This window comes from Brotaphodocola sp. (assembly GCF_050873365.1).
Classification (GTDB): Bacteria; Bacillota; Clostridia; order Lachnospirales; family Lachnospiraceae; genus Brotaphodocola.
Window position 1 is genome coordinate 1 of record NZ_JBNMIQ010000007.1, and the last position, 24,826, is coordinate 24,826.

Annotated in this window: 23 protein-coding genes; 18 read left to right on the forward strand and 5 right to left on the reverse strand. The window is 49.3% G+C overall.

Annotated features, from left to right (window positions below):
- Positions 1 to 792 precede the first annotated feature (792 nt).
- The 10 genes from ACR0QT_RS05085 (at position 793) to atpC (ending at position 8,286) form a co-directional block, all read left to right on the forward strand.
- Entirely contained in the window at positions 793 to 1,056 is a 264-nt protein-coding gene (locus ACR0QT_RS05085) for an AtpZ/AtpI family protein (protein WP_432629784.1), read from the forward strand.
- A gap of 248 nt (positions 1,057 to 1,304) precedes the next feature.
- On the forward strand, positions 1,305 to 1,721 hold the full coding sequence (locus ACR0QT_RS05090; RefSeq protein WP_432629785.1) for an ATP synthase subunit I: 417 nt from the start codon (positions 1,305 to 1,307) through the stop codon (positions 1,719 to 1,721).
- Positions 1,722 to 1,802: 81 nt separating this feature from the next.
- Complete coding sequence (locus ACR0QT_RS05095; protein WP_432629786.1) at positions 1,803 to 2,564, forward strand: F0F1 ATP synthase subunit A; 762 nt, start codon at positions 1,803 to 1,805, stop codon at positions 2,562 to 2,564.
- Between the two features lie 34 nt (positions 2,565 to 2,598).
- A complete protein-coding gene (atpE, locus tag ACR0QT_RS05100; RefSeq protein ID WP_432629787.1) occupies positions 2,599 to 2,880 on the forward strand; it encodes an ATP synthase F0 subunit C in 282 nt (93 codons plus the stop codon).
- Between the two features lie 68 nt (positions 2,881 to 2,948).
- Positions 2,949 to 3,455 carry a F0F1 ATP synthase subunit B gene (gene atpF, locus ACR0QT_RS05105; protein WP_432626472.1) on the forward strand — a complete coding sequence of 169 codons (507 nt, stop codon included), beginning with the start codon at positions 2,949 to 2,951 and terminating at the stop codon, positions 3,453 to 3,455.
- Positions 3,452 to 3,985 carry an ATP synthase F1 subunit delta gene (gene atpH, locus ACR0QT_RS05110; protein WP_432629788.1) on the forward strand — a complete coding sequence of 178 codons (534 nt, stop codon included), beginning with the start codon at positions 3,452 to 3,454 and terminating at the stop codon, positions 3,983 to 3,985. The genes atpF and atpH overlap by 4 nt, the downstream gene beginning before the upstream one ends.
- Before the next feature lie 23 nt (positions 3,986 to 4,008).
- Entirely contained in the window at positions 4,009 to 5,529 is a 1,521-nt protein-coding gene (atpA, locus tag ACR0QT_RS05115; RefSeq protein WP_177977095.1) for a F0F1 ATP synthase subunit alpha, read from the forward strand.
- A gap of 42 nt (positions 5,530 to 5,571) precedes the next feature.
- A complete protein-coding gene (atpG, locus tag ACR0QT_RS05120; protein WP_432629789.1) occupies positions 5,572 to 6,429 on the forward strand; it encodes an ATP synthase F1 subunit gamma in 858 nt (285 codons plus the stop codon).
- Positions 6,430 to 6,450: 21 nt separating this feature from the next.
- The gene (gene atpD / locus ACR0QT_RS05125; RefSeq protein WP_177977093.1) at positions 6,451 to 7,851 is read left to right on the forward strand and encodes a F0F1 ATP synthase subunit beta; all 1,401 of its coding nucleotides are present in this window, start codon (positions 6,451 to 6,453) and stop codon (positions 7,849 to 7,851) included.
- Between the two features lie 15 nt (positions 7,852 to 7,866).
- Complete coding sequence (gene atpC, locus ACR0QT_RS05130; protein WP_432629790.1) at positions 7,867 to 8,286, forward strand: ATP synthase F1 subunit epsilon; 420 nt, start codon at positions 7,867 to 7,869, stop codon at positions 8,284 to 8,286.
- 451 nt (positions 8,287 to 8,737) lie between these two features.
- Here the strand turns inward: atpC and ACR0QT_RS05135 are convergent, their stop codons facing one another.
- A complete protein-coding gene (locus ACR0QT_RS05135; protein WP_432629791.1) occupies positions 8,738 to 9,970 on the reverse strand; it encodes an MFS transporter in 1,233 nt (410 codons plus the stop codon).
- Between the two features lie 369 nt (positions 9,971 to 10,339).
- Between ACR0QT_RS05135 and ACR0QT_RS05140 the strand changes: the two genes are divergently transcribed.
- Entirely contained in the window at positions 10,340 to 11,437 is a 1,098-nt protein-coding gene (locus tag ACR0QT_RS05140; protein WP_432629792.1) for a DUF3810 domain-containing protein, read from the forward strand.
- Positions 11,438 to 11,666: 229 nt separating this feature from the next.
- Here the strand turns inward: ACR0QT_RS05140 and ACR0QT_RS05145 are convergent, their stop codons facing one another.
- A complete protein-coding gene (locus ACR0QT_RS05145) occupies positions 11,667 to 12,650 on the reverse strand; it encodes a hypothetical protein (protein WP_432629793.1) in 984 nt (327 codons plus the stop codon).
- 171 nt (positions 12,651 to 12,821) lie between these two features.
- The gene (locus tag ACR0QT_RS05150; RefSeq protein WP_308450916.1) at positions 12,822 to 13,115 is read right to left on the reverse strand and encodes a hypothetical protein; all 294 of its coding nucleotides are present in this window, start codon (positions 13,113 to 13,115) and stop codon (positions 12,822 to 12,824) included.
- 402 nt (positions 13,116 to 13,517) lie between these two features.
- Between ACR0QT_RS05150 and ACR0QT_RS05155 the strand changes: the two genes are divergently transcribed.
- The gene (locus tag ACR0QT_RS05155) at positions 13,518 to 13,703 is read left to right on the forward strand and encodes a hypothetical protein (protein WP_432629794.1); all 186 of its coding nucleotides are present in this window, start codon (positions 13,518 to 13,520) and stop codon (positions 13,701 to 13,703) included.
- Here ACR0QT_RS05155 and ACR0QT_RS05160 read toward each other — a convergent pair whose 3' ends face one another.
- Positions 13,704 to 14,129, reverse strand: a complete 426-nt coding sequence (locus tag ACR0QT_RS05160) for a hypothetical protein (protein WP_432629795.1) — start codon at positions 14,127 to 14,129, stop codon at positions 13,704 to 13,706.
- Between the two features lie 347 nt (positions 14,130 to 14,476).
- The gene (locus ACR0QT_RS05165) at positions 14,477 to 15,886 is read right to left on the reverse strand and encodes an N-acetylmuramoyl-L-alanine amidase family protein (RefSeq protein WP_432629796.1); all 1,410 of its coding nucleotides are present in this window, start codon (positions 15,884 to 15,886) and stop codon (positions 14,477 to 14,479) included.
- 240 nt (positions 15,887 to 16,126) lie between these two features.
- Here ACR0QT_RS05165 and ACR0QT_RS05170 point away from each other — a divergent pair, with 240 nt between their 5' ends.
- The 6 genes from ACR0QT_RS05170 to ACR0QT_RS05195 all read left to right on the forward strand — a co-directional run bounded on the left by ACR0QT_RS05170 (position 16,127) and on the right by ACR0QT_RS05195 (position 24,823).
- On the forward strand, positions 16,127 to 18,100 hold the full coding sequence (locus ACR0QT_RS05170; RefSeq protein WP_432629797.1) for a thiamine pyrophosphate-binding protein: 1,974 nt from the start codon (positions 16,127 to 16,129) through the stop codon (positions 18,098 to 18,100).
- 65 nt (positions 18,101 to 18,165) lie between these two features.
- Complete coding sequence (locus tag ACR0QT_RS05175; protein WP_432629798.1) at positions 18,166 to 19,137, forward strand: NAD-dependent epimerase/dehydratase family protein; 972 nt, start codon at positions 18,166 to 18,168, stop codon at positions 19,135 to 19,137.
- Positions 19,085 to 20,290 (forward strand): methyltransferase domain-containing protein, encoded by a 1,206-nt coding sequence (locus ACR0QT_RS05180; RefSeq protein WP_432629799.1) that lies wholly within the window; start codon positions 19,085 to 19,087, stop codon positions 20,288 to 20,290. Before ACR0QT_RS05175 ends, ACR0QT_RS05180 begins: the two co-directional genes overlap by 53 nt.
- Before the next feature lie 341 nt (positions 20,291 to 20,631).
- A complete protein-coding gene (locus ACR0QT_RS05185; protein ID WP_432629885.1) occupies positions 20,632 to 21,537 on the forward strand; it encodes an NAD-dependent epimerase/dehydratase family protein in 906 nt (301 codons plus the stop codon).
- Positions 21,537 to 22,532, forward strand: coding sequence for a glycosyltransferase family 2 protein (locus ACR0QT_RS05190; protein WP_432629800.1), 996 nt, complete (start codon positions 21,537 to 21,539; stop codon positions 22,530 to 22,532). The genes ACR0QT_RS05185 and ACR0QT_RS05190 overlap by 1 nt, the downstream gene beginning before the upstream one ends.
- 98 nt (positions 22,533 to 22,630) lie before the next feature.
- On the forward strand, positions 22,631 to 24,823 hold the full coding sequence (locus tag ACR0QT_RS05195) for a glycosyltransferase family 2 protein (RefSeq protein ID WP_432629801.1): 2,193 nt from the start codon (positions 22,631 to 22,633) through the stop codon (positions 24,821 to 24,823).
- Positions 24,824 to 24,826 lie beyond the last annotated feature (3 nt).

Genomic DNA, 24,826 nt, shown 5'->3' on the forward strand with positions numbered 1-24,826 from the left:
ATTGCTGCTGCAGATGCAACTGCAACGATCTTAGTCTGCTTCTTCATAATGAATGCACTCTCCTTTTTCTTTCTGAAATGCTCTTAAAATTCCTATTAAAATCGCATCACGAAGTGATTATACTTCTGATAAGGTAAATTATTGGGAAGTGTGAGAGTGGAGAATAGGATGGCAAAAGCAGGAAGCAGGGATAGGAAATGACCAAGAAAATGAGAACATATAAAAATAAAAAATGGATGAAGTAAAGAGATGGATCTTGTATACAAAGTGCATATAGCAGATATTCCTTTGCGTTTTGGGTAGAATGAGAATCAGGGCAAAATAGAAAATAACAGGACAGATTACAAATAAAATACGGCACTTTAAAGTGATAAATCAGATGTAAAAAATTGGTTTTCAGACAGATTCCACAAAATTCTCTCAACAAACAGATGTAAACGCTTACAAAACCCTGTAAATTGATAAAAATTAACCTTTTATGAACAATATTAAACTTGCGTTAATATGTTGTCAAAACCGCTGAGATCGGTTATAATAAAATTTATGTTGTGTAATAATGACAGGAAAATATGACACTTTTTAGGAAAACAATATAAAAAAGTGACAAAAACAGGAAAAATGTATCTTTTTTAACGTTTTCTTTGCAGAACAATCGGGAATCATTTTTTGACTAATATTTAACGATAAAATGGGGATTTGGGGCGGTTTGCATAGAAAATGTGAAGCTAAGAGGATAATGAAAATAGTGAAATCGAGGAATGAGGTCTTTGCAGTTCGAGGAGGAAGAGAACAATGAAACACTGGAATTCTGTTTTCCGGCAATTATCCATGCTGAGTCAGATGGGACTCTCCCTGATGATGCCACTTCTCCTGTGCCTTTTGGGAAGTTATTGGCTGAATACGAGATTTCATGTCGGGGGCTGGATTTACCTGCTCGGATTTTTCTTTGGTCTCGGTGGTTCTTTTGCGACGGCATACAAGATCTATCAGTCCATTATGAAGGAAACAGATCGAAAAAAAGAAAAAAGATGTCCATCTTATAACAGGCATCATTGACAAGCATACAGAGAAAACGGCATAATCAAGGAAATGGCAGAGACAAGTATGGAAAGCGATGAGCATCGGCAAAATTTGTTGCTGTTTGCAGGGCGCGTGAACAGTAAGGCAAAGTTATCTGCATGGACTTGAGGAAGTTGTGAGAAGATAAGAAACAGCAAAGAATCATAGAATAGAACAAAAGAGATGAGATAGGAAATTTGTAGGACAGAAATCAGACACAAAATGTCAGTAGAAGGAGGACTCTGGTGGTTCAGGTTCAGGATGCAGTGAAAAAGGAAACCGCCCGGATTGGGACGGGAACGGCAGTGGCTTCTGTCGTGATGATTTTCGTATTTTTTGGCTTACATCTGGTGATTCCGGATTCGGTTCCGTTTGACTACAAGGTGATTGTGGGCGCTGTGCTCGGAAGCGTGGTGGCTGTGGGAAATTTCTTCCTCATGGGACTTACCGTGCAGAAGATTGCAGATACGGAGGATCATGATCTGGCTTATCGCCGGATGAAGACCAGCTATCATTACCGCATGATGATTCAGCTCATCTGGGTTATTCTTGCGATGACGATACCTTTCATCAACGGAGTAGCGGGAATCTTTCCGCTCTTTGTCCCGGGTGCAGTTATCAAGGCCCGCGGAATTTTGGCAACTGTAAAAAACAATAAATAAGATGTACGTTCAAGAACTTCGTTTTCAATCAGGGGGAGCGGAGCTGGAGGGCATACATGAAAAAGAAAGGAGGAAACAAGGATGAATTTTGATGTGACAGGTGCAGCCGTCTATTTCACAATTCCTACGGGGATTCCGATCCTTGGTGACATCCAGATTTCAGAGACTCTTGTAGTCAGCTGGATCGTGATGGCGCTGATCACGGGACTGTGTATCTGGCTGACCCGTGACCTGAAGGTGGAGAACATCTCCAAGCGTCAGGCACTCGCAGAGTTTCTGGTTGAGCAGGCAAATAACTTTGTCCGCAACAATACCGGAAGCAGGAAGTTCGACAAGCTGATTCCGTTTGTCGCTGCGCTCTTTACAACGAGTGTGGTATCGAACCTGATCAGTTTGACGGGACTGAGAAGCCCGACAGCAGATCTGTCCACAGAGGCAGCGTGGGCGATTGTCGTATTCATTATGATTACGTCTACGAAGATCAAAGCTGGCGGACTTTTGGGATATCTGAAGGGATTCACGACCCCGATTGCGGTTATGACTCCGTTCAATATTCTTTCAGAGCTGGCAACGCCAGTCAGCATGGCATGCCGTCATTTCGGCAATATCTTGTCGGGTGTGGTAATCAACGGCCTGATCTATGCGTCTCTGGCAATTGCGTCCACCGCACTTCTCGGATGGCTTCCGGGTGCGCTTGGACAGATTCTGGGAAGCATTCCGATTCTCGATGTCGGTATTCCCGCTATTTTGTCTGTATACTTTGACTGGTTCTCCGGAGCCATGCAGGCATTCATTTTCAGTATGCTGACGATCATGTACATCGCCAATGCGGCGGAGGGATGAGGCAGATAAATTTTATTTTCAGGAGGAAATTACTATGACAGATTTTCAGTTACTCGCACGTGGTATCGCACTGGCAGGTTGTGCAATCGGCGCTGGATGTTCTCTGATTGCAGGTATCGGACCTGGTATTGGTGAAGGTAATGCAGTTTCTAAGGCTCTGGAGGCTATTGGCCGTCAGCCGGAGTGCAAGGGTGATGTAACCAGCACGATGCTTCTTGGTTGTGCAATCGCAGAGACCACCGGTATTTACGGTTTCGTTACCGGTCTGCTTCTGATCTTCGTAGCTCCGGGTATGTTCATGAACTATCTGGGTTAATACGAACCTTGGTGAAATCCGTGACTGTTTGCGCAGGGCGCAGGCAGTAACAAAATAGGAGGGAGAACATGCGCGAAGTACAGGATTTGGTGGGAATTGCACCATGGACCTTTATTGCACAGATCTGCAACCTCTTTATTCAGATGTACCTGATCAAGCGTTTTCTGTTTAAGCCGATCAATGCCATGCTCGAGAAGAGAAAAGAGATGGCGGATGCTCAGCTGACGGATGCGAGAAAGTCCAAGGAAGAAGCGGAAGCGATGAAAGCCGAGTATGAGCAGAATATGGCTCAGGCGAAGGCGGAAGCAAGCGAGATCCTCAAGGACGCTCAGAAATCTGCTCAGACGAAGGCAGACGCAATCCTTCAGGATGCACAGGCTCAGGCAGCCGGCATCAAGGCGAAGGCTGAGGCAGACATTGCTCAGGAGCGCAAGAAGGCAGTTGGAGATCTGAAGAATGAGATTGGCTCCATTGCCATGGATATTGCAGGAAAGGTAATTGAGCGCGAGGTCAGCGAAGATGACCACGAGAAACTGATTAACGAGTTTATTAAGAATGTAGGAGAAGCGTCATGATGGATACAGGCAGGCTTTATGGAGACAGCCTGTACGATCTGGCTGCCGAAGAAAAGCTGACAGAGACTTTGATGGAACAGGTGGAGATGGTCGCAGAGGTTCTCAAGGAGAATCCGGAGTATCTGACCCTGCTTTCTGAGCCGTCGGTCGCAAAGGCAGAGCGACTTTCTCTGATTGATGAGGCGTTTGGCGAGCAGGTGCATCCTTATCTGCTGAATTTTTTCAAGATTCTGTGCAGTGAGGGCATTGTCCGCAGTTTTTCCGGATGTAGCCGGGAATTCAGACGCCGTTATAATGAGGACCACAACATTGCCGAGGCACTTGTTGTCACGGCGGTTGCGCTGAAAGAGGAGCAGAGAGAAGCACTCAAAGCACGCCTTGAGAAAATCAGTGGCAAGACGGTCATCATGAAAGAAAAGCAGGAGCCTCAGGTTCTGGGCGGTATCCGCGTGGAGCTCGAGGGAATTGCTCTGGACGGAACGCTTGAGAATCGTCTGGACAACCTGCGAAAGCAAATTACCGAAAACTAAACGTATAAAGGACGGGTGTAAACATGCAATTAAAACCGGAAGAAATTTCCAGGGTCATCCGTAGCCAGATCAAACATTATCAGAACGCGATCGAGCAGAGTGAGACCGGTACCGTACTGACTGTCGGAGATGGAATCTCCAGAGTCAGCGGACTGGCAGGCTGTATGTCCGGTGAGCTTCTGGAGTTTGAGGACGGCACATTTGGAATGGCGCAGAACCTGGAGGAGACAAGTGTTTCCGTTGTACTTTTCGGTTCGGATCAGGGAATCAGCGAGGGTCAGACGGTAAAACGTACTGGCAAGGTGGTTTCTGTTCCGGTCGGAGAGGCAATGATCGGACGTGTCGTAAATGCAATCGGACAGCCGATCGACGGAGCTGGCCCTATTGAGACATCGGAGTACCGTGCGGTAGAATCTCCGGCACCGGGAATCTGTGACAGACAGCCGGTTAAGGAGCCGTTACAGACTGGAATCAAGGCAATCGACTCGATGATTCCGATCGGTCGTGGACAGCGAGAGCTGATCATCGGCGACCGTCAGACTGGTAAGACGACGATCGCAGTGGATACGATCATCAACCAGAAGGGCAAGGACGTTATCTGTATCTATGTCGCAATCGGACAGAAACGTTCGACCGTAGCAGGTCTGGTATCCCAGCTTCAGGAGAGCGGGGCAATGGACTACACGATTGTTGTCGCAGCGACCGCTTCTGAGTCCAGCCCGCTTCAGTACATCGCACCGTATTCCGGATGTGCGATGGGTGAGTATTTTATGAATAAGGGAAAACATGTGCTGATCGTTTACGATGATCTGAGCAAGCACGCGGTTGCTTACCGTGCACTTTCTCTGCTGATTCGTCGTCCGCCGGGCCGTGAGGCATATCCGGGAGACGTTTTCTATCTGCACTCCCGTCTGCTTGAGCGTGCAGCAAAGCTGTCCGCAGAAAAGGGTGGCGGTTCGATGACGGCTCTGCCGATCATTGAGACCCAGGCAGGTGATGTATCTGCATACATTCCGACAAACGTAATTTCCATTACCGACGGTCAGATCTTCCTTGAGACCGAGCTGTTCCACTCCGGTATCATGCCGGCAGTAAACCCGGGTATTTCCGTTTCCCGAGTAGGTGGTAATGCTCAGATCAAGGCAATGAAGAAGGTTGCCGGTACTCTGAAACTGGTTTACTCCCAGTACCGTGAGCTTCAGAGCTTCGCACAGTTCGGTTCCGACCTGGATGCGGATACGAAGGCTCGTCTGGCACAGGGTGAGAGAATTGTGGAAGTGCTCAAACAGGGCCGTAGCATGCCGGTTCCGGTTGAGAAGCAGGTTGCAATTCTGTATGCCGTTGTAAATGGTGTGCTCTCTGCGGTTGCGGTAGAGGACGTTCATGAGTACGAGATGGGTCTGTATGACTTCCTCGACAGTGATGCAAACGGTGCAACTGCAATGGATAACATCCGTGCAAAGGGTACTCTCGATGCAGAGACTGAGGAGAAGCTCAAGACGGCACTGAAGGATTACACGGAGAAGTTTTTAAAAGCAAAATAGGGTGAAATGAAGCTGAATGAAGCTGAATAAAGGAGGAAACTCATGGCTGCAAATATGAAAGCGGTAAAGCTGCGTATGAAGAGCATACAAAGCACCATGCAGATTACCAAAGCGATGGAACTGGTGGCATCCTCCAAACTGCGCAAAGCAAAGGAACGTGCCCAGGTCAGCAAGCCCTGTTTTGAGATGCTTCGGGATACCCTTGGACAGATTGCATCTGGAAATACAGATTTCATGTCTCCTTACACCAGAGAGAGCAAAAGCGAGAAATGGTGTTATGTCGTGATCGCGGGTGACCGCGGTCTCGCAGGAGGCTACAACTCCAATCTGTTCAAGCTCGTGGAAGAGCAGGTAGCCGGAAAAGAGTATGAGGTGATGCCGATCGGAAAGAAGACGGTGGAGTACTTCCGCCGTCGCAATGTAGGTCTGATGACAGAGGAATTTGCCGAGGCCGCAGATATTTCGATTGGAGACTGTTTTGAGATGGCAAAGCGGATCTGTGAGGGATACCGCGCCGGAGAGTATGGACATGTGGCTCTGTGCTATACGAGCTTCGTGTCGATGCTTTCCCAGAAACCGCAGACGACGGCACTTCTGCCGTTGAAGGACTTCTGTGAGAAGGAAGCGGACCCGAAGAACGTTCGCTCTCTGATTCTCTATGAGCCGGACAGTGAGACCGTCTTTGACGCGATCGTTCCGGAGTACCTTGCGGCGCTGATTTATGGTGCAATGTGCGAGTCGGTAGCCAGTGAGCTTGCGGCTCGTCGAACGGCAATGGATGCAGCGACGAAGAATGCGGGAGAGATGATCGAACAGCTGAACCTTTATTACAACCGGGCGCGTCAGGCCAGCATCACGCAGGAGATTACGGAGATTGTTGCGGGCGCGGAGGAATCGTGAGGATAACAAGGAGATTCTTATATGAGTGAGAAACATATTGGCAAGGTAGTGCAGGTAACCGGCCCGGTACTGGATATCCGGTTTGCAGAGGGCGAACTGCCGGCACTGCTGAACGCGATTGAGATTGAGGTGAACGGTCACCGCGTTGTGGCCGAAGTAGCCCAGCAGATCGGTGACGATGTGGTGCGTTGCATCGCTATGAACTCTACCGACGGTCTGGTTCGCGGAACGGATGCAGTGGATACGGGAAATCCGATCACGGTTCCGGTCGGCGAGGAGTGTCTGGGAAGAGTATTTAACCTTCTGGGTGATCCGGTAGATGATATGCCGGCTCCGGAGGCAAAGGAGCGTTGGGCGATTCATCGTCAGGCACCTTCTTACGAGGAGCAGACTCCGGCAACGGAGATCCTCGAGACCGGTATCAAGGTCGTAGACCTGATCTGTCCTTACGCAAAGGGCGGTAAGATCGGTCTGTTCGGAGGTGCAGGTGTAGGTAAGACGGTTCTGATCATGGAGCTGATTCACAATGTTGCAACGGCTCATGGTGGTCTGTCTGTATTCACCGGCGTAGGAGAGCGTACCCGTGAGGGTAATGACCTTTACGGAGAGATGAAGGAGAGCGGAGTTATCGATAAGACCGCTCTGGTATATGGTCAGATGAATGAGCCACCGGGAGCTCGTATGCGTGTGGCACTGTCCGGCCTGACAATGGCGGAGTACTTCCGTGATGTCAAGAACCAGGATGTGCTTCTGTTCATCGATAACATTTTCCGTTTCACCCAGGCAGGTTCTGAGGTATCCGCTCTGCTTGGACGTATGCCGTCCGCAGTAGGTTACCAGCCGACTCTGGCAACGGAGATGGGTGCTCTTCAGGAGCGTATCACTTCCACGAAGAAGGGTTCTATTACTTCTGTTCAGGCAGTTTATGTGCCGGCAGATGACCTGACTGACCCGGCTCCGGCAACAACGTTCACACATCTGGATGCAACCACGGTACTTTCCCGTGAGATCGCCAGCCAGGGTATTTACCCGGCAGTAGATCCGCTGGATTCTACGAGCCGTATTCTGTCCCCGGAGACCGTTGGACAGGAGCATTACGACATCGCTCGTGCGGTACAGAGAGTGCTTCAGCGTTACAAGGAACTTCAGGATATCATCGCGATCATGGGTATGGATGAGCTGTCTGAGGAGGATAAGCTGACCGTATCGAGAGCTCGTAAGGTACAGCGTTTCCTGTCCCAGAGTTTCTCGGTTGCAGAGCAGTTTACCGGTATGGCAGGACAGTACGTTCCGCTTAAGGAGACCCTGAGAGGATTTAAGAAGATTCTTGACGGCGAGTGCGATGACATTCCGGAGAGCTGTTTCCTGTTTGCCGGAACCATCGACGATGTCTATGAGAAGGCAAAGAAGTTACAGCAGTAGGAAGGAGGAAGCCGTATGGGATCAACCTTTCATTTGCAGATTGCCTCTCTTGACGGTCTGATGTATGACGGACAGGTGCAGAGTGTATCCTGTCGCACGATCCATGGAGATCTTGCAATTCTGGCTCACCACATGAATTACTGTACCGCAATCGGTATGGGTAAGGCAGTTGTGGTGCTCGAGGATGGAACAAAGCGGGAGGCTGCCTGCATCGGTGGAATGCTGACTGTGATGAATGGCGAGTGCCGTCTGATGGCGACGACCTGGGAGTGGAGCGAGGACATTGATGTGACTCGTGCGGAGGCTTCTAAGAGACGCGCGGAGGAGAAGATGGCGCAGACCGGTCTGTCTGAGCAGGATTATAAGATGGCGGAGTCGAAACTGCACCGTGCGCTTGTGCGTATTGGAACAGCGAGACGGGATCGCCAGAATTAATTTTTGGATGTATCGATATATAAATATGGAATAAATATGGAATAATCGAAAAGCAGGGATTTCTCTGATGTGCTCTCCTTCTAGGTAGACAGGTGAAAGAATAAAAACTTGTCGCTTAGGAGGGAGCATATTATTGGGAAATGCCTGCTTTTTTGTTTTGGTTCTGGTTCTGTGTTTTCAGGTTTTGAGGGGGTAAAACGAAAAAATCAAAGGAAACGGCTTTGAGCATGGAATGTGATAAGATGTGATCAAAAGAAACGGCTCCGATCATGGGAAAAGTCTCTCAAACTCGCTCTCGCTCCGGGTTCATCGCAACGGTGCGTAAGGTCGCAAAAGACGCGACCTAAACACCGGCGATTCACACGGGTTTGCGAGAACTTTCCCATACCGGAGCCTGTAATTCACTCTGAGTTCAAGTCTAAGCGAGCAGAGATTTGATGTGTGATTCACCTTATTTGCGATGGGAACGAAAATAATTTCGCAGTCCGAGTAAAATCATCAAAAAGACGTTGACGCTGAGTGTGCCGATGGCGCCGGTCATTCCGGAGCGGTCGGCGATCCATCCGATCAGAGCCGGGGTGAGGATTCCACCGAGAGCGGAGACTGCGGTCAGGACAGACATGCCGAGTGTCGATCCGACGATGTATTGCCCACCTTCAGCGATGCAGGTCGGATAGATACCGGCGAGAAAGAATCCGAGTCCGACGAGGGCGATTGTGACGATTGGAAGGGTCGTTGCGTGAGTAAGAAGGAAGAAGAATACCGTGCTTCCGATGGTCTGGATCACGATCATTCGGCTTCTTCCGAGTGTGGCAGAGATCTTTGCGGTCACGAGTCGTCCTGCCATGATCATCAGCCAGGTGACGGATACCATGTTTGTCGCGAATGTGGCGCTCATGATGCCGGTGTTCTGAAGGTAGGTAACAAACCAGCCGTTGATTGAGTTCTCAATTCCGAGATAGAAGAAGAGAACAAAGGCGATGCACAGGAAATCGGAATTTTTCAGGAAATCCAGATTGCCGGAGTTCTTTGAGGTTGAGCTGGTGGCAGAAGCAGTCTTTGAGGAAGCTACCTTGGACGGTTGATTCGTGTTTGATTTCTTCTCGGCAGAAATGAGCGAGTAATCCATGCTGAAATAGCAGATTCCGGCGCTTGCAGAGAGGAGAATCAACAGGTAGAGAATGGTTCTCCAACCAAATCCGAGCCCGAGCAGGCAGGCGGTCAGGAATGGGGATGCAAAGGCGCCGATTGCAAAACTGCAATGAAGAAGATTCAGGTAGCGTGCCGGCTCTTCCATGACCTGATTGACCGCCAGGTTGTTGATGATGGTGACGGAACCACGCGCCAGACCGATGCAGAAGATCAGAGCATACATGGCTGGGAGCGGGGGAAGGAGAGAAAACAGGAAGAGGGTGATCGGAATCGTGAACGACCAAAATGAGATGGAAACACGCAGTCCAAAGCGGGCTGTCATTGCCGGAAAAACGAAGCTGGCGAGGAAGTTGCCGATTGCCATGAAGGACAGGAGACCTCCTGCCGTTGCAAAGTTCATGCCGGATTCTGAGATCAGGGAAGGCATGATTGCGCCGAAGGACAGGATGACCATTCCACTGACAAAGTATCCGTAGCAACAGCGCCGGAAGACGGAGAGTGCCAGCTTGGTTTTAGAAACTGAGGAATTCATAAGTTTGCTCCTTTGAAGTGTAGTATGGTAACTGTGAGAATGAGGACACAGAACCGTTATGTGTAACTTTCATTATAGGTCTTTCTGTGGATAGTGGCAACTGTTTTCGGACAAGCTGGTGGAGTGCAAATCGTTACGTTTCATGTGCATGTGTCCAGTAACGGAATTTGCCGTGGCTTCGCATTTAAGTACGGTAAATTTCCATGGTTACCATGTTGTCTTACGGCGTTTTTGGTTTTACAGGAAGGCACTTGCGGTTCCACAGGAAGACAGATTTTCGTTTGTGTGAAGTTGTGTTAAGATAGGGGAGTGGAGTGTAAAGAGGGATTATAGTTGGGGCAAGATTTCAGAAGAAAAGAGAGAGAAAACGTGATAAGAGATGCGAAAAAGAGAGAGAAAAGAGAAAAGCGTTATACCGTGGTTGCGTGGATTTGTCTGATTCTGGCGCTGTTGTTTCAGGTGATTGCAAGAAGGGTGCCGGGATTTGCGGACTGGTATGCGCATCACATCTATCCACTGATTGTCGGGAGTGTGGGGCGAGTGTTTGGGTGGGTTCCATTTTCCGTCTCTGAGTTTGGAATCTATGTGATTGTGGTTGTCGGAGCGGGATGGCTGATCGGACAGATTCGCGCGGGGAAACCGTGGTGGATGCGTTTTTTGCGACGCGTGTGGTTGATCGTAGCGATGCTGTTTTTTCTGTATACAATGAATTGTGGAATCAATTATCATGCGAGAGCGTTTTCTGAGTATGCGGGGATTGAGACGGGTCGGTATACGACCGAGGAGCTCGCAGATCTGTGTGAGTTTCTGACAGAAAAAGTCAATGAGAATGCCCCTGTCTCTGAGGCGGATCGGGAAGAAAACTTTGTATACAGGGAGCGCGCGTGGCAGAAGGAGGGAATCCGTGCGATGCAAGCGGTTGGGGAACGCTATCCGGAGCTTGCGGGATTTTATCCGAGGGCAAAACAGGTTACTGTGTCGGAGATTTTGTCGGTTCAGCAGTTGAGTGGGATCTACTCGCCGTTTACGGTTGAGGCAAATTATAATAAGGCGATGACGGATTACAACATTCCGCATACGATCTGCCATGAACTCTCCCATCTGAAAGGATTTATGAGGGAGGATGAGGCAAATTTTATTGCCTGTCTTGCTTGCAGTTTTTCAGAGGAGCGGGCATTTCGGTACAGTGGATATCTGCTTGGATGGATTCATGCGACAAATGCGCTTGTCGATGTTGATCGAGATGCATATCAGAAGTGCGTCTCAAAGCTGGGGACGGAGGTAAAGAGGGATCTTGCTGAGAACAATCAGTTTTGGGATCGCTATGACACAAAGACTGCCAAGGTTGCAAACCAGATCAACGATACCTATTTGAAGGCAAATCTTCAGGAAGACGGTGTGAAAAGTTATGGAAGAGTGGTGGATCTGATGCTCGCTTACCGAAAGTTGGAGAAGAGTGGAGAGTAATTATCTGTCGGTCGTCCGTACAGGGAAGCAGGGAAGGTAGCAGATTTTGATTTTGCCGACTTAAAATCTTAGAATAAAGAAATATGGTCAAAATAAAAAAGAGAGTTCACAGAAGATGAGATTTTCATCCTCTGCGAACTCTCTTGTATTTGTATAAAAGGATTGCATACGAACTTCTTATAGGATTATTCTGTATACCGCAAAAGCATCGGTGATACTTTCACGAATCTTATTCCTCCGTGGAAGTTGCGCTCTGACCAGCTACGAGTACGGTAGAGGTTGCAGTCTGCTCAGCCTCAGCGTTTGCCTCAGCCTCCTCCTTTGCCTGCTCAGCCTCAGCTGCGATCGAATCCTGCTCACTGCAGGTTACGGAGAGGGTTGCGCTTCCGTTGCTGTAAGTCAGGGTGTAGGTGTTGCCCGGATCGGTGTTTCCACTGCGATTGAAGGAAGTTGTGCCAGCATTGCGAGCCTCGTTGATCGCGTCAATGACTGCCTGTCCCTCGGTCTCACCGACAGCAGCGATTACCATCTGATTGAAGGCATTGCCGAAGATCGTAGCTTCCTCACCGCCCATAGCGTTGAAGTTGTAGAACAGGTCAAATGCCTGCGGTTTGTAGTTGGTAGAAGACTCCTTAACAGACAGCCACTCAGTTGCCTCTAAGAAGTGATAACCATCACTGGTCTTGAATGCATAGGTGATCTCGGTGTTGTCCTCATCGGTTGTGCCAGCGATATCATCATTCGTGCAAGCCTTGCCTGCCTCGATGAAGTATTTGTCCATAAATACCTTCATTTCGGACTGATAGGAAGTGCGTCCTGTCGTGGTAGCAGTGGTAGCAGTCTTAGCTGCATCAGCGGCAACCTCAGCGGCAGCAGCCTTTCTTGCCGGGCTCGGACGGGAAGCAAGCTCTGCCTTGCGGGCAGCCTCACGCTGGAGATCCTCCTCGGTCTTCTCGATACGGTGACCATCGTCATCAAGGCGATATCCCTCAACCTTGGTATTGGTCATTGCGTAACCATCCGGATCCATGTAGTACATCACGCCATCAGCCGGATCGGTGAACCAGCCAGCATATACCGGGCGGGAACCGTCATCGTTCTCGTAATATTTACCATTCTCATCGGATTTCCAGGAACCTGCAAATGCAGTCATTCCGGTGGAAATAGAGAGTGCAACTGCAACTGCTGCCATGCTGAGAAAACGTTTCTTCATGTTAAAAATCCCTCCATATTCGTAGAATCAATGTTTTAAATATAGTCATTCATGTATAGGTTGTTGGATGAGTGAAAAATGAAATTATATCCAAATTCAAGTCGACGCTCGCGGAGCGTATAACTTAGAGGGGGACATCCACTCTGAGTTATATATACATGGAATGAAAATTTAGCGTTTCTTTTCAAATCTTCCGGAGTTGTCAACGTGGTAGTTGTCAACCCAAGTATTCCTTGCCATTACACCATCTTCATCGAGATAGTACCAGGAACCGTCATCCTTGAGCCAATAATCGGATTTGCGGTTGCCGTTTTCATCGAAATAATAGCGGTTTCCGTCGATTTCAAGCCACCCGGTTGCCTTGGAGCCATCATCTTTCATGTATTGCCACTGATCTTCTCCGGTTTTGCGCCATTCGCCTGCCATTGCAGGGATGACATTCAGAAGAAGACAGAAGGTAATCATAGCAAAGAGTATTCCTATCTTTTTTCGCATAGTCAATCACCTCTTTTTCTTGCTGACCTTATTATAACAGCATGAGAATTTGATGACAATAGCTCGAAAAGGATTGTAAGGAAATCGGGGGAATCGTAAGAAAATCGTTATGAACGTCATGATTGACAAAAATTTGGAGGGAGAAAATTTCTGAACAGTAACAGGTGTCGAACTTTGCGATTAAATTCGCTTTTCAAAGAAACAAAAAAGAATTATATTGATTATATTATAGAAAAGAAAATGAACAGAAGACAGGCTCAGAGGTTTTCTGACAAAAAATCAGCCGAAAAGAATCGAGAGAAAATCTCCGGAGTCTGCGAAACGATAAAGGAAATTCGTTTGGTGCAGGGAGTTAAAAAGGAGGCACATGAGATGGGAATGTTGGAAGATTGGAAACGGCTGAAACAGGAAAACGAGAGCCTGAAAAAAGAAAATGAGATACTTTTGAAGACGATCCGTCAGATGCAGAAAACGCAGGATCGCCTGATTGTTCGGTATATTACTGGTACAGATTGTGTGGAAAATGGGGAGAAGAAAGGCTTGCGAAAGTTCGATTAATCAATCCGCAGGCTTGGATTTCTCATCCGGTGAATCGGGATTATTCTGGGAAGAGGGATCATCCGGTCGCGCCTTTTTGCTGAGAAGTTCCCAGATCGTCTCGTGCATCCAGTTGAGAGTCTCAAGCAGTTGCTTGTTTTCCAATTTCAGATCATAGACCTGAGAGTGAAGAGTGGCAATCGTCTTTCGATAGCTGTGTGCACGGTCCGCGGTCAGAATCCGGTTTGAGACGGACGGATCGTGGGAGAGGATTTTCTGAATCAGAAGGGCATCTCTCGCCTCAAGGCTGAGATTGACGAAATCCGGGTATGGCAGGTCGAGACAGTCCAATTTCTTGAGACAATTCGGACAGATTGCATTCTGTTCAAGATGAAAATATCCGTAGTATCCACATTTTGGACAATAATAGACAGCCAGTTCCCGCATGATTTTACTTCCTCCCAATAATAAATGACACAATAAATAACAATAAAGCCTTTGATTTTCAAGGTTGATAGATAAATGGGGATACTTCCCCATCTCGTATCACTTAAACAACCACAATAATGGTTACGGCGGTTCTGAAAAAATATAACAAAAAATTTAAAATTTTTATTTATCTGGTCTTATAAAATTCAAATACAGATTACGAATAAAACTCAAATATGGGCAACAAAATCATTTCTTATATTGGTACTGCTGAACGGATGAAAAGACTTGATTTTGTGCCCATAATGTTTAATTGTTTTTTGTTCTCTTATGTTTTGCTGTTCGCGCAGTGCGTGAACCGTAATTTACTGCTGGATGATGCCGTTTCGGTCAACCACCCAGATCTTATCGTTGGAATCCTTGAAATCCTTAAATCCGTTTCCAAGCTCCGGTCTGGACGCAGACTTTGTAGAAGCAGAAGCCTTCTGGATTGCTCCGGAGGTATTTACAAGGTAAAGCGTTCCGTCAAGGTCGGCAGGTGCGTAGCGTAAGTCGCGGTCTGCATCGAGGCGCAGTCCACGGCGATAAACGCTGTTATCGCGGACTCCATGAACACCCTGTCCCTTGTTTCCACCATCAGTATAGAAGAACCAGGACTGAGTCTCATCGAGATCCTCGTCGTAGATCGACTGTCTGCCGGTCTTCATCACGCCGTCCTCTCCAAAATAGAAGTTTGCGGTAATTCCGTCCTCGAGAGTTACCTCCTGAAGACCGGTCTGCATCTCCCCGCGAGTGTTGAAGCCGTAACGGCGGGACTCGACGCTGAACGTCTGAACTCCGGTCTGTGCGTGGTAAGGTGCGCCATTCTTGAAGTAAAACTTGAAGAGTTCGCCCTCCTCGCTGATCTCCGGGGCGCCCTCGATCGTGTACCAGCCGTTTGCACGCTTTCCGTCCTCCTCATAGTACTGATAGGAAGAAATCAGCGGTGCAGAAGAGGTTGTAGAAGTCGTGGATGCATCTGTGGCATTGGATGCGGAGGCAAGGTTGTTCTCGCCCTCAGTTTCGGTTGCATTTGCGGAATCAGAAGCCGGAAGCTGATACCAGCCGGTCTGCAAAATGCCATTTTCAAATGTATAGTAATGATTTTCGATCTTGCGGTCGATCTGGTTCATTACCATGCGACCGTTTCCATCAAAATAGTGCCAGACGAGATCGCTGTCCGGATCGTCGCTCTCATTTTCAAGCTGAATCCAGCCCGTCTTCATGACACCGTCATTTTCTTCTCCTAAGTAGTAAGTAAAGCCGTCCAGCTCGATCTTTCCGGTCTGCATATGGCTCTCTTCATTAAAGTAATAGTATTTTCCGTCAATCACCTGCCAACGGGAGGTGACTGCTTTTCCGTCTTTTCCGAAGTAGTACCAGGAAGTGTCCGGGGCCTCATCGTCCCACTCCTCTCCCTCTTCTCCGATCCAGCGATTCACAACGCGCTTTCCGTCTGCGTCAACGTAGTACTCGTCAACCATTGAGGAGCGCGTCAGACGACCATCTTCCCCAAGATAATACCACTCGCCGTCCTTCTTTTTCCAGGTGTCGGTGAGATAGTAGCCGTCGCTGTCGCGGTAGCGGAGCTCTCCGTCTTCCTCCACCCATCCGGCAGATGCGCCGAATGCAGTCTGTACCGTGCCCGGAATCCATGCCGGGATCGAAGGAAGGACTGTGGTGAGAACCGCCGTTGTGGATAATACAGCCAGTGTGGTAAATTTTCTGTTTTTCATGAAAATAATCTCCTTTAAATAAATCTCGGATTCTGCGCGGTGCAGAATCTCGGTGGCCGAAAATCCGTCTCTGCATTACTCTGCGATTATAGCGGATTTGATTTTTGATTTAAAGTGAGGGTTGATGGAAACGGTGGAAAGGCATGGGAAAGTGTGTTATACTCTCCTCATACTGTACGGACCCCAGAGGGCTGGGGGTAAGACTTAGAAACTTTAAGAGATAAGCGAGGGGTTTTTACTATGAAAATGAAAGTATCAAACTATATCGCACAGAGAATTGTCGATGCTGGAATCAATCAGGTATTCACTGTGACGGGCGGGGGTGCGATGCATTTAAACGATGCGCTCGGACATCAGAAGGGACTCTCCTGTCTTTATCAGCATCACGAGCAGGCGTGTGCGATGGCAGCGGAATCTTATGCGAGAATCCACAATAAGATCGGTCTGCTCTGCGTGACGACGGGACCTGGAGGAACGAATGCCATCACCGGAGTTGTCGGCGGATGGCTCGACTCGATTCCGATGCTGATTCTGTCCGGTCAGGTGCGCTATGACACGACGGCGCGCTGGGCGGGAGTCGGAATCCGTGCGATGGGGGATCAGGAATTCGACATCACAAAGTCGATCGCGTGCATGACAAAGTACTCTGAAATGGTGATTGATCCGCTGAGAATCCGTTTCTGTCTCGAGAAGGCACTGTATCTGGCGCAGACGAAGCGTCCGGGTCCGACCTGGCTTGACATTCCGTTAAATGTTCAGGGTGCTTATGTTGAGACCGAGGATCTCGTCGGTTTTGATCCGGAGGATTATGAGGCAGGAGGCACGGGCTGGGCTGGTGTCTATGAGAGCGATCCGCCTCATGCGATTGCGGAGGATTTTGCCGGAAACGGCGAGCAGAGAGAGCCGGAGCTTCCGAAGGTGACTGAGGAGCTTGCAGAGACGATCATTGAGAAGATCAAGCAGGCGAAACGCCCGGTTTTCTATACTGGAAACGGAATTCGGATTGCAGGTGCTTACGAGGAGTTTCTTGAGACCGCAGAGCGTCTTGGAATTCCGCTTGTGACCGGATGGAACAACCAGGACTGTGTCTGGGATCAGCATCCGCTTTATGCGGGACGTCCCGGCGGAATGGGAGATCGCCCGGGAAATCTTGCGGTTCAGAACAGTGATCTCGTCTTTTCAGTCGGAAGCCGTCTGAGCATCCGTCAGGTCGGATATAATTATAAGACCTGGGCGCGCGAGGCCTATGTGATTGTCTGCGATGTCGATGCGGAGGAACTCAAAAAGCCGAGCGTTCACGTTGATCTTCCGGTTCATGCAGATGCAAAAGATCTCTTGAGCGTGATGAATCAGGTACTCAAGAAGCAGGGCGCAGACAAGGATCATCCGGTCTTCGACGGAGGAAAAGGTCTCAAGGATCTGAACTGGGTGGAGACCTGTCAGATGTGGAGAAAACGTTATCCGGTGATTCAGAGCAAGCATCTCGATCAGCCAGATACAAAACCGGCGAATGTTTATGCGCTTGTCGAGGCACTCAGCAGTAGACTCAGTGAGGATCAGGTGACGGTTGTCGGAAATGGTTCCGCCTGTGTCGCAGGTGGTCATGCCTACATCATTAAGAAGGGTCAGCGTTTCATCTCGAACTCGGCGATCGCATCGATGGGATACGATCTTCCGGCAGGAATCGGAGCCTGCATGGCAGTTCATGATCCGGAGTTTGAGGGCGATGGAATGTCGTCCCACGATATCATTGTGCTGACTGGAGATGGAAGTATTCAGATGAATCTTCAGGAGCTTCAGACGATCGTCTCACATCAGATGCCGATCAAGATCTTCCTGATTAACAACAACGGTTACCACTCGATCCGTCAGACGCAGAAGAATTTCTTTGGCGAACCGCTTGTCGGAGTCGGAACAGACAGCCATGACTTAAGTTTCCCGGATATGGAGAAACTTGCGTATGCCTACGGATATCCGTATGTCTCAGCTCATCACAACAGTGAGCTTGCAGAAGCAGTCGAGAAGACGCTCGCAATCGACGGACCGGCGATCTGTGAGGTCTTCGTCTCAACCGATCAGAATTTTGAGCCGAAGTCTTCCGCCAAACGTCTTCCGGACGGAACACTCGTCTCCCCGCCACTTGAGGATCTCTCCCCGTTCCTTCCGGAGGAGGAGATGGACGAGATGATGATTATTCCGAGAATTCGTGAGTGAGGATTTGATTCATTTGGAGTAAGATAAAAAAGTAGGGCAGAGAAAAGTAGAACAGAGAGAGTAGAATGAAAATTGTAGTGACAGGAGCAACTAGCTTTATTGGAACCGCCAGTGTACGGCGGTTCCTTCTTGACGGACAGGACGTTTTTGCAGTTATTCGTCCGGGATCAAAAAATCTTCCGGCTCTCTTGCAGGTGGAGAGGGAAGTTTCGGAGCGGATGAGTAAAACCGATGTCGTTCCGGGCAGACTTCAGATTGTGGAGTGTGATTTGAGCCGGATCGAGAAGATTTCGGAACGTGTTCCGCATGCAGATGTGTGGGTGCATCTTGGCTGGGATGGAGCGGGGAGTGAGAACCGCACGAGACGCGATGTCCAGCAGAATAATGTCGTGCTGTCTTTAGCATCCGTCCGCGCCGCAGTCTCGATTGGCTGTGGTCGTTTTTTGTTTAGCGGATCACAGGCGGAGTATGGAGTCTGGCACCAGACGATCGACGAGGAGACGCCGTGTCATCCGGTGTCAGAGTACGGAAAAGCGAAGGTGGATTTTTACAATCAAGCAAAAAGTCTTTGCAAAATCCTGAAAATGGAGTATATTCATACGAGAATCTTCAGCGTGTACGGGCCTGGGGATCATCCGTGGTCGTTGGTGAATTCTTGTCTGGACACCTGGACACGGGCGGAGACGATGAAACTCGGACCGTGTACCCAGAATTGGAACTTCCTTTATATAGAAGATATGGTGGAGGCTCTGTCCCACCTTCTGAGTGAGGGAAGTGAGGGAACTTACAACATCGCCAGCATGGATACGAGACCTCTTCGCTCCTATGTCGAGGAGATGTATGAGATCTGTGGCAGTCAGGGAAGTTTCCTGTATGGGGAACGTCCTCAGAATGCCGAGGGACCGGCGGATCTGATGCCGGATATTCAAAAAATCTGTCGCGAGACAAGCTGGAGACCGAAGACATTATTTGCGGAGGGAATTTATGAGACATTGCATCGCCTGCGGACATCATCTGCCGGAGAGAGAATTATTTAAACTGAATCATGCACCGGCATCTGCTCAGGATATTCCGGATGAGGAAGAAGTGAAATCGGATCGCGGAATTGATCTTGATCTGTACCAGTGTCCGGCATGTGGACTTGTGCAGTTTGACTGTGAGCCGGTTTCGTACTATCGGGATGTGATCCGCGCAGGAGGATTTTCGACGACGATGACCGGTCTGCGCCGAAACCAGTATCGTCATCTGATTGAGACCTATCATCTTGAGGGAAAGCGTTTCCTCGAGGTTGGTTGTGGAAGAGGAGAGTTTCTCAAAGTGCTGACCGAATTTCCGGTGAAGGCATACGGAATGGAGCACAAGGCGGATCTTGTGGAGATTGCAAAACAGGATGGACTTTCTGTCTGGCAGGAATTTCCGGAGACGAAGGATCAGGTGTTTGCGGGATATGAGGATGCGCCGTATGATGTCTTCCTCTCGTTCAATTTTTTGGAGCACCAGCCACGCCCGGATGTGATGCTTCAGGCGATTCGGCACAATCTTGCCGAGGATGGAATGGGTCTTGTGACGGTTCCGAGTCTGGAGTATATTCTGGAGAAGGGCAGTTACTATGAGCTGATCCGCGATCACATCGCCTACTACTCGTTTGGAACGCTTCGTGCACTTCTCGAGCACAATGGATTTGAGGTGCTTGAGGAGGAAATGATCAACCGGGATACGCTCTCGATGGTTGTGAAGAAGATGTCGGATGAGAGATGGGAGAAAATTCGGTCGCAGGAGCGAGGGGGAGAGAACAAAAAAGCAATTACGGCAGTTTCGATTCAACCTCTGCTCGATGGATATCGGCAGGTCAGCGGGGATCTGTGTGCACTTAAGGGACGCCTGAAAGCGGAGAAGAAGCGCTTTGCGGTCTGGGGAGCGAGCCATCAGGGATTCACTTTGCTGTCGACGCTTCATATGGAAGAATATACATCCTATATCATTGACTCTGCACCGTTTAAGCAGGGGCGGTTTGCGCCGTCCTCCCACATTCCGATTGTCGCGCCGGATCATTTTCATGAAGAGCCGGTCGATGTGATTTTGATTGTCGCACCGGGTTACTCCGATGAGATCGCCGGAATTATTCGGGAGCGATTTGGCGCACAGGTAGAGGCGCTGACGCTGAAGACGGATCGGATTGAGAAAGCATAAAGTTAAAGTGCACAGGAGTGTCTAAAAACTGGAACTTGAATGTATGTGAAGGGCGACGGACGCGAAAAAGGACAATGCAAACCCGTGTGAGACGTCGGTGTTTAGGTCGCGTATTTTGCGACCTTATGCACCGCTACGTCGGAATCCGGAGCGAGAGCGTGTTTGCATGACTTATTTCGCGGTAGGAGCCTATATACATGGATTGTACTTGAATTTTTAACAAGGTATAATGTATTTTTAGTGTTTCTTTCAGTTGCAAAGGTAGGTGTAAGAGAAACTTCGAAAATACAGGATAGATAAATGGAGGAAATGTGGTGGAACTGAGAGGAAAGAGAGTCGTGATGACAGGTGCGACCGGATTTATCGGGAGGAATACCGCGAAGGCTCTGCTTGAGAGTGGAGCGGAGGTCGTTTGCCTTGTGCGTCCCGGCTCGCCAAATCGCGGACTGCTTCCGGAACATGAGAAGTTGACTGTGGTCGAAGGGGCGCTTGATCAGGTCGAGAACGCGGTCAAGACGATCGGACATGCCGATGCATTCTTTCACTTTGCATGGGGCGGAGTGAATCGGGCAGAGATCGATTCTCCGGTTGTTCAGCAGAAAAATGTGGAGGACTCTCTCGCGTGTGTGCGCGCCTCGCATGCGCTCGGCTGTACGTTTTTCCTCGATGCGGGTTCCCGCGTGGAGTACGGGATTACCGAGGACGGAACAATGGAGGAGTCGATGGAGTGTCATCCGGTCAACGCCTACGGCAAGGCGAAGCTGGAATTTTATCAGCGGGCAGTGCCGTTGTGCAGGGAGTATGGAATGACCTACTATCACCTGCGCTTTTTCAGCGTTTACGGGCGAGGCGATCATCCGTGGTCGATCATCTCGACGCTTGTGCGCGATCTGCCACTGGGTGAGACGGTTTCCTTAAGTGCCTGCCGTCACAGATGGAACTTTATGGATATTCAGGATGCGTCGAGGGCAGTGCTCGAACTCTATCGGTTCAGTGATGAGCATGAGGGGGAGAGCCGGATCGTCAATGTCGCAAGCAAGGACACGAGAGTCCTTAAAGACTTTGTCGAGGAGATCCATGAGATTGCGGGAGGAAGAGGAGCGCTCGAGTATGGCACCTTTGTGCAGGCAAAAGAGGGAGCACTCTCGATCTGCCCGCGGACGGAGGTTCTCTCAGAGCTGACCGCAGGGACATGGAAGGAAGAAATCGCGTTTCGGGATGGCATCCGGCGCATGATGGAGGAATGATGAAAAAAATTAGTGTACTGATTCCTTGCTACAATGAGGAGGAGAATGTAGAGCCGATCAGTCAGGCTGTCCTGGAGACGCTGAATCGGGATCTGCCGGAATACGATTATGAGCTGGTCTTTATCGATAATGATTCCACGGACCAGACGCGGTCGATTCTTCGCCGTATGTGTGCAGGAAATCCAAAGATCAAGGCAATTTTCAATGCAAGAAATTTCGGTCAGTTTAATTCGCCGTACTACGGCATGCTTCAGGTCACCGGAGACTGCGTGATTGAAATGGTCGCAGATTTTCAGGATCCGGTTGAGATGATCCCGAAGTACGTCAGAGCGTGGGAAGAGGGATATAAGATCGTCATCGGTATCAAGACGAGCAGTAAGGAAAACCGTCTGATGTATGCGCTTCGCAGTTTTTATTACAAGACGATCAAGAAACTCTCCGATGTCGAGCAGATCGAACATTTCACGGGATCGGGTCTTTATGACCGCGATTTCATTGAGGTTTTAAGAAAACTCGATGACCCAACCCCGTTTCTTCGCGGAATTGTCGCAGAACTCGGATACAAGCGAAAGGAAATCCCGTATGAACAGCCGAAACGGCGTGCGGGAAAGACACACAACAACTTCTACCGCCTCTATGATGCGGCAATGCTGAGTGTGACCTCATACACGAAGGCGGGACTGAGACTTGCGACGTTTCTCGGCGCGTTCAGCTGTCTCGTGAGCCTTGCGGTCGCAATCGCCTATCTGGTGATGAAACTGATCTGGTGGGATCGTTTTCCGGCTGGGATGGCACCGATGCTGATTGGAATGCTGTTTTTGGGATCGGTACAGATCTTCTTCATCGGCATGGTCGGAGAGTATGTGCTCTCAATCAACCAGAGAGTGATGCATCGCCCGCTTGTTGTCGAAGAGGAGCGTTTGAATTTCACAGAGGATAAAAAAGTGGAAGAAAAACGAGAGAGCGAAGAGAGTGGCAGAGCAAAGACAGAATGAGAGACAGCGCAGGAGAGAAGAGAACTGAAGAGAACAGAACAGAGATAACGGAGATAGCATAGCTAGAGGGAAAAAGATAGGATTAAGGAAAAAGATTTATGAAATATAAGGTAGATGTGGTAAGAATCCGGGAAAACTCGATTCAGCTCAACGGCTGGGTAGTCGGAAAGACACCGGAGTCAAAGGCGCAGTTTAAGGTTCTGGATGGAAATAAGAAGCCGGTCAAAGCCCGGTATGTGGCGACGAGACGCGACGATGTGAGCCAGATTTATTATAAGAAAGTGTACGATCGGGATTTCGGATTTGATATTCAGTTCCCGTATGAGCGCGGAAAGGATTACTGGCTTTTAATCCGCTGTGACGGACGCACGGTCAAGATCAAGTACAATGAACAGCTTGTCGAGAAGCGTGCGAGTGTCCTGCATAAGCGAATTGAGAAGATCCGTGATCTGATGAATATGGAGACGGTTCATGTCGCCCTCGAATTCTGGAAGAAGAATGGACTCAAGGCACTGATCTTAAAGTCGAAGCACAAGATTCAGGGACTTGATAACGACTATGATTATGGCGAGTGGTATAAGCTGACGAAGCCGACTGAGGAAGAACTGGAGCGACAGAGAAAAGAAAAGCTGGCATCAGAGCCTTTGCTGTCGATTGTGATTCCGGCATATAAGACACCGGAGAAGTATCTCAGGGAGATGCTCGACTCGATCAAGGCACAGACGTACTCGAACTGGGAGGTCTGCGTGGCAAACGGAAGTCCTGCCGGGGAGGGAAAGATCGTCAACCGTGTGCTTGCGCAGTATGCAAAGGAAGATCCGCGTTTCCGATTTGTTGATCTGGGTGAGAACCGCGGAATTTCCGGAAACACGAACTCCGCACTTGAGATGGCAAAGGGTGATTTCATTGTGCTCGCTGACCATGATGACACGCTTCCGGAGCATGCGCTCTATGAGGTAGCTTCCGCGATCAACAAGAATCCGGACTGCGATGTGATTTACTCTGATGAGGATAAGCTCGATATGGACGGAGGCGCCCTGTTTGATCCGCATTTCAAGCCGGATTTCAATCAGGATTTGCTGACAAGTGTCAACTACATCTGTCACCTCTTTGTCGTGAAGCGGGAGCTTTTGAGTCAGGTTGGCGGATTCCGTCAGGAGTTTGACGGCGCTCAGGACTATGATTTCATCTTCCGCTGTACGGAGAAGGCAAACCAGATCGTGCATATCCCGAAGGTGCTCTACCACTGGCGCTGTCACCAGAACTCGACGGCGAGCAATCCGGAGAGCAAGATGTATGCGTTTGAGGCGGGCGCGAGAGCGATCATGGCGCACTATGAGAGATGCGGGATTCCGGCTGAAAAGGTCGTGAAGGGTGTCGACTACGGCATTTACCACACGATCTTCAAGGTGCAGAACAATCCGCTCGTCTCTGTGATTATTCCGAACAAGGACCACAGTGCAGATCTGGATCTCTGTATCCGCTCAATCCTGGAGCGCGCAACGTACAAGAATCTTGAGTTTATTGTCATTGAGAACAACAGCACGGAGAAAGAGACGTTTGCGTACTACGAGAAGATTCAGAAAGAATTTCCGCAGGTTCATGTCGTGAAATGGGAGCGCGAGTTCAACTACTCCGCGATCAACAACTTTGGCGCCCAGTTTGCAAAGGGTGAGTATTTCCTTTTCCTGAACAACGATACGGAGATTATCTCGAAAGATCTGTTTGAGGAAATGCTCGGCTATGCGCAGAGACCGGAGGTCGGAATCGTCGGTGTTCGTCTGCTTTATCAGGACAACACGATCCAGCATGCGGGCGTTGTCATCGGATTCGGCGGAATCGCGGGTCACACGTTCATCGGTCTGCACGAGGCGGAGAGCAGTTACTTCCACCGCGCAATGTGCGCTCAGGATTACAGTGCAGTGACGGCGGCGTGCATGATGACGAGAGCGTCTCTGTTCCGCGAGGTCGGTGGTTTCACCGAGGAGCTTGCGGTCGCATTCAACGACATCGATTACTGCATGAAAGTCAGAAATGCCGGAAAACTCGTTGTATACAATCCGTACTCGGTGATGTACCATTATGAGTCGAAGTCGAGAGGACTTGAGGATACACCGGAGAAAGTCGCACGCTTCAACCGTGAGATCGCGATCTTTGCCCGCCGTTGGCCGGATATTTTGAAAAACGGAGATCCGTACTACAATCCAAACCTGACGCTGAGAAAATCCAACTTTGCTCTGAGAGATCTCCAGAAGGAGAAGATCGGGGAGCCGTACAAGCTGGAGGTGTAAAAT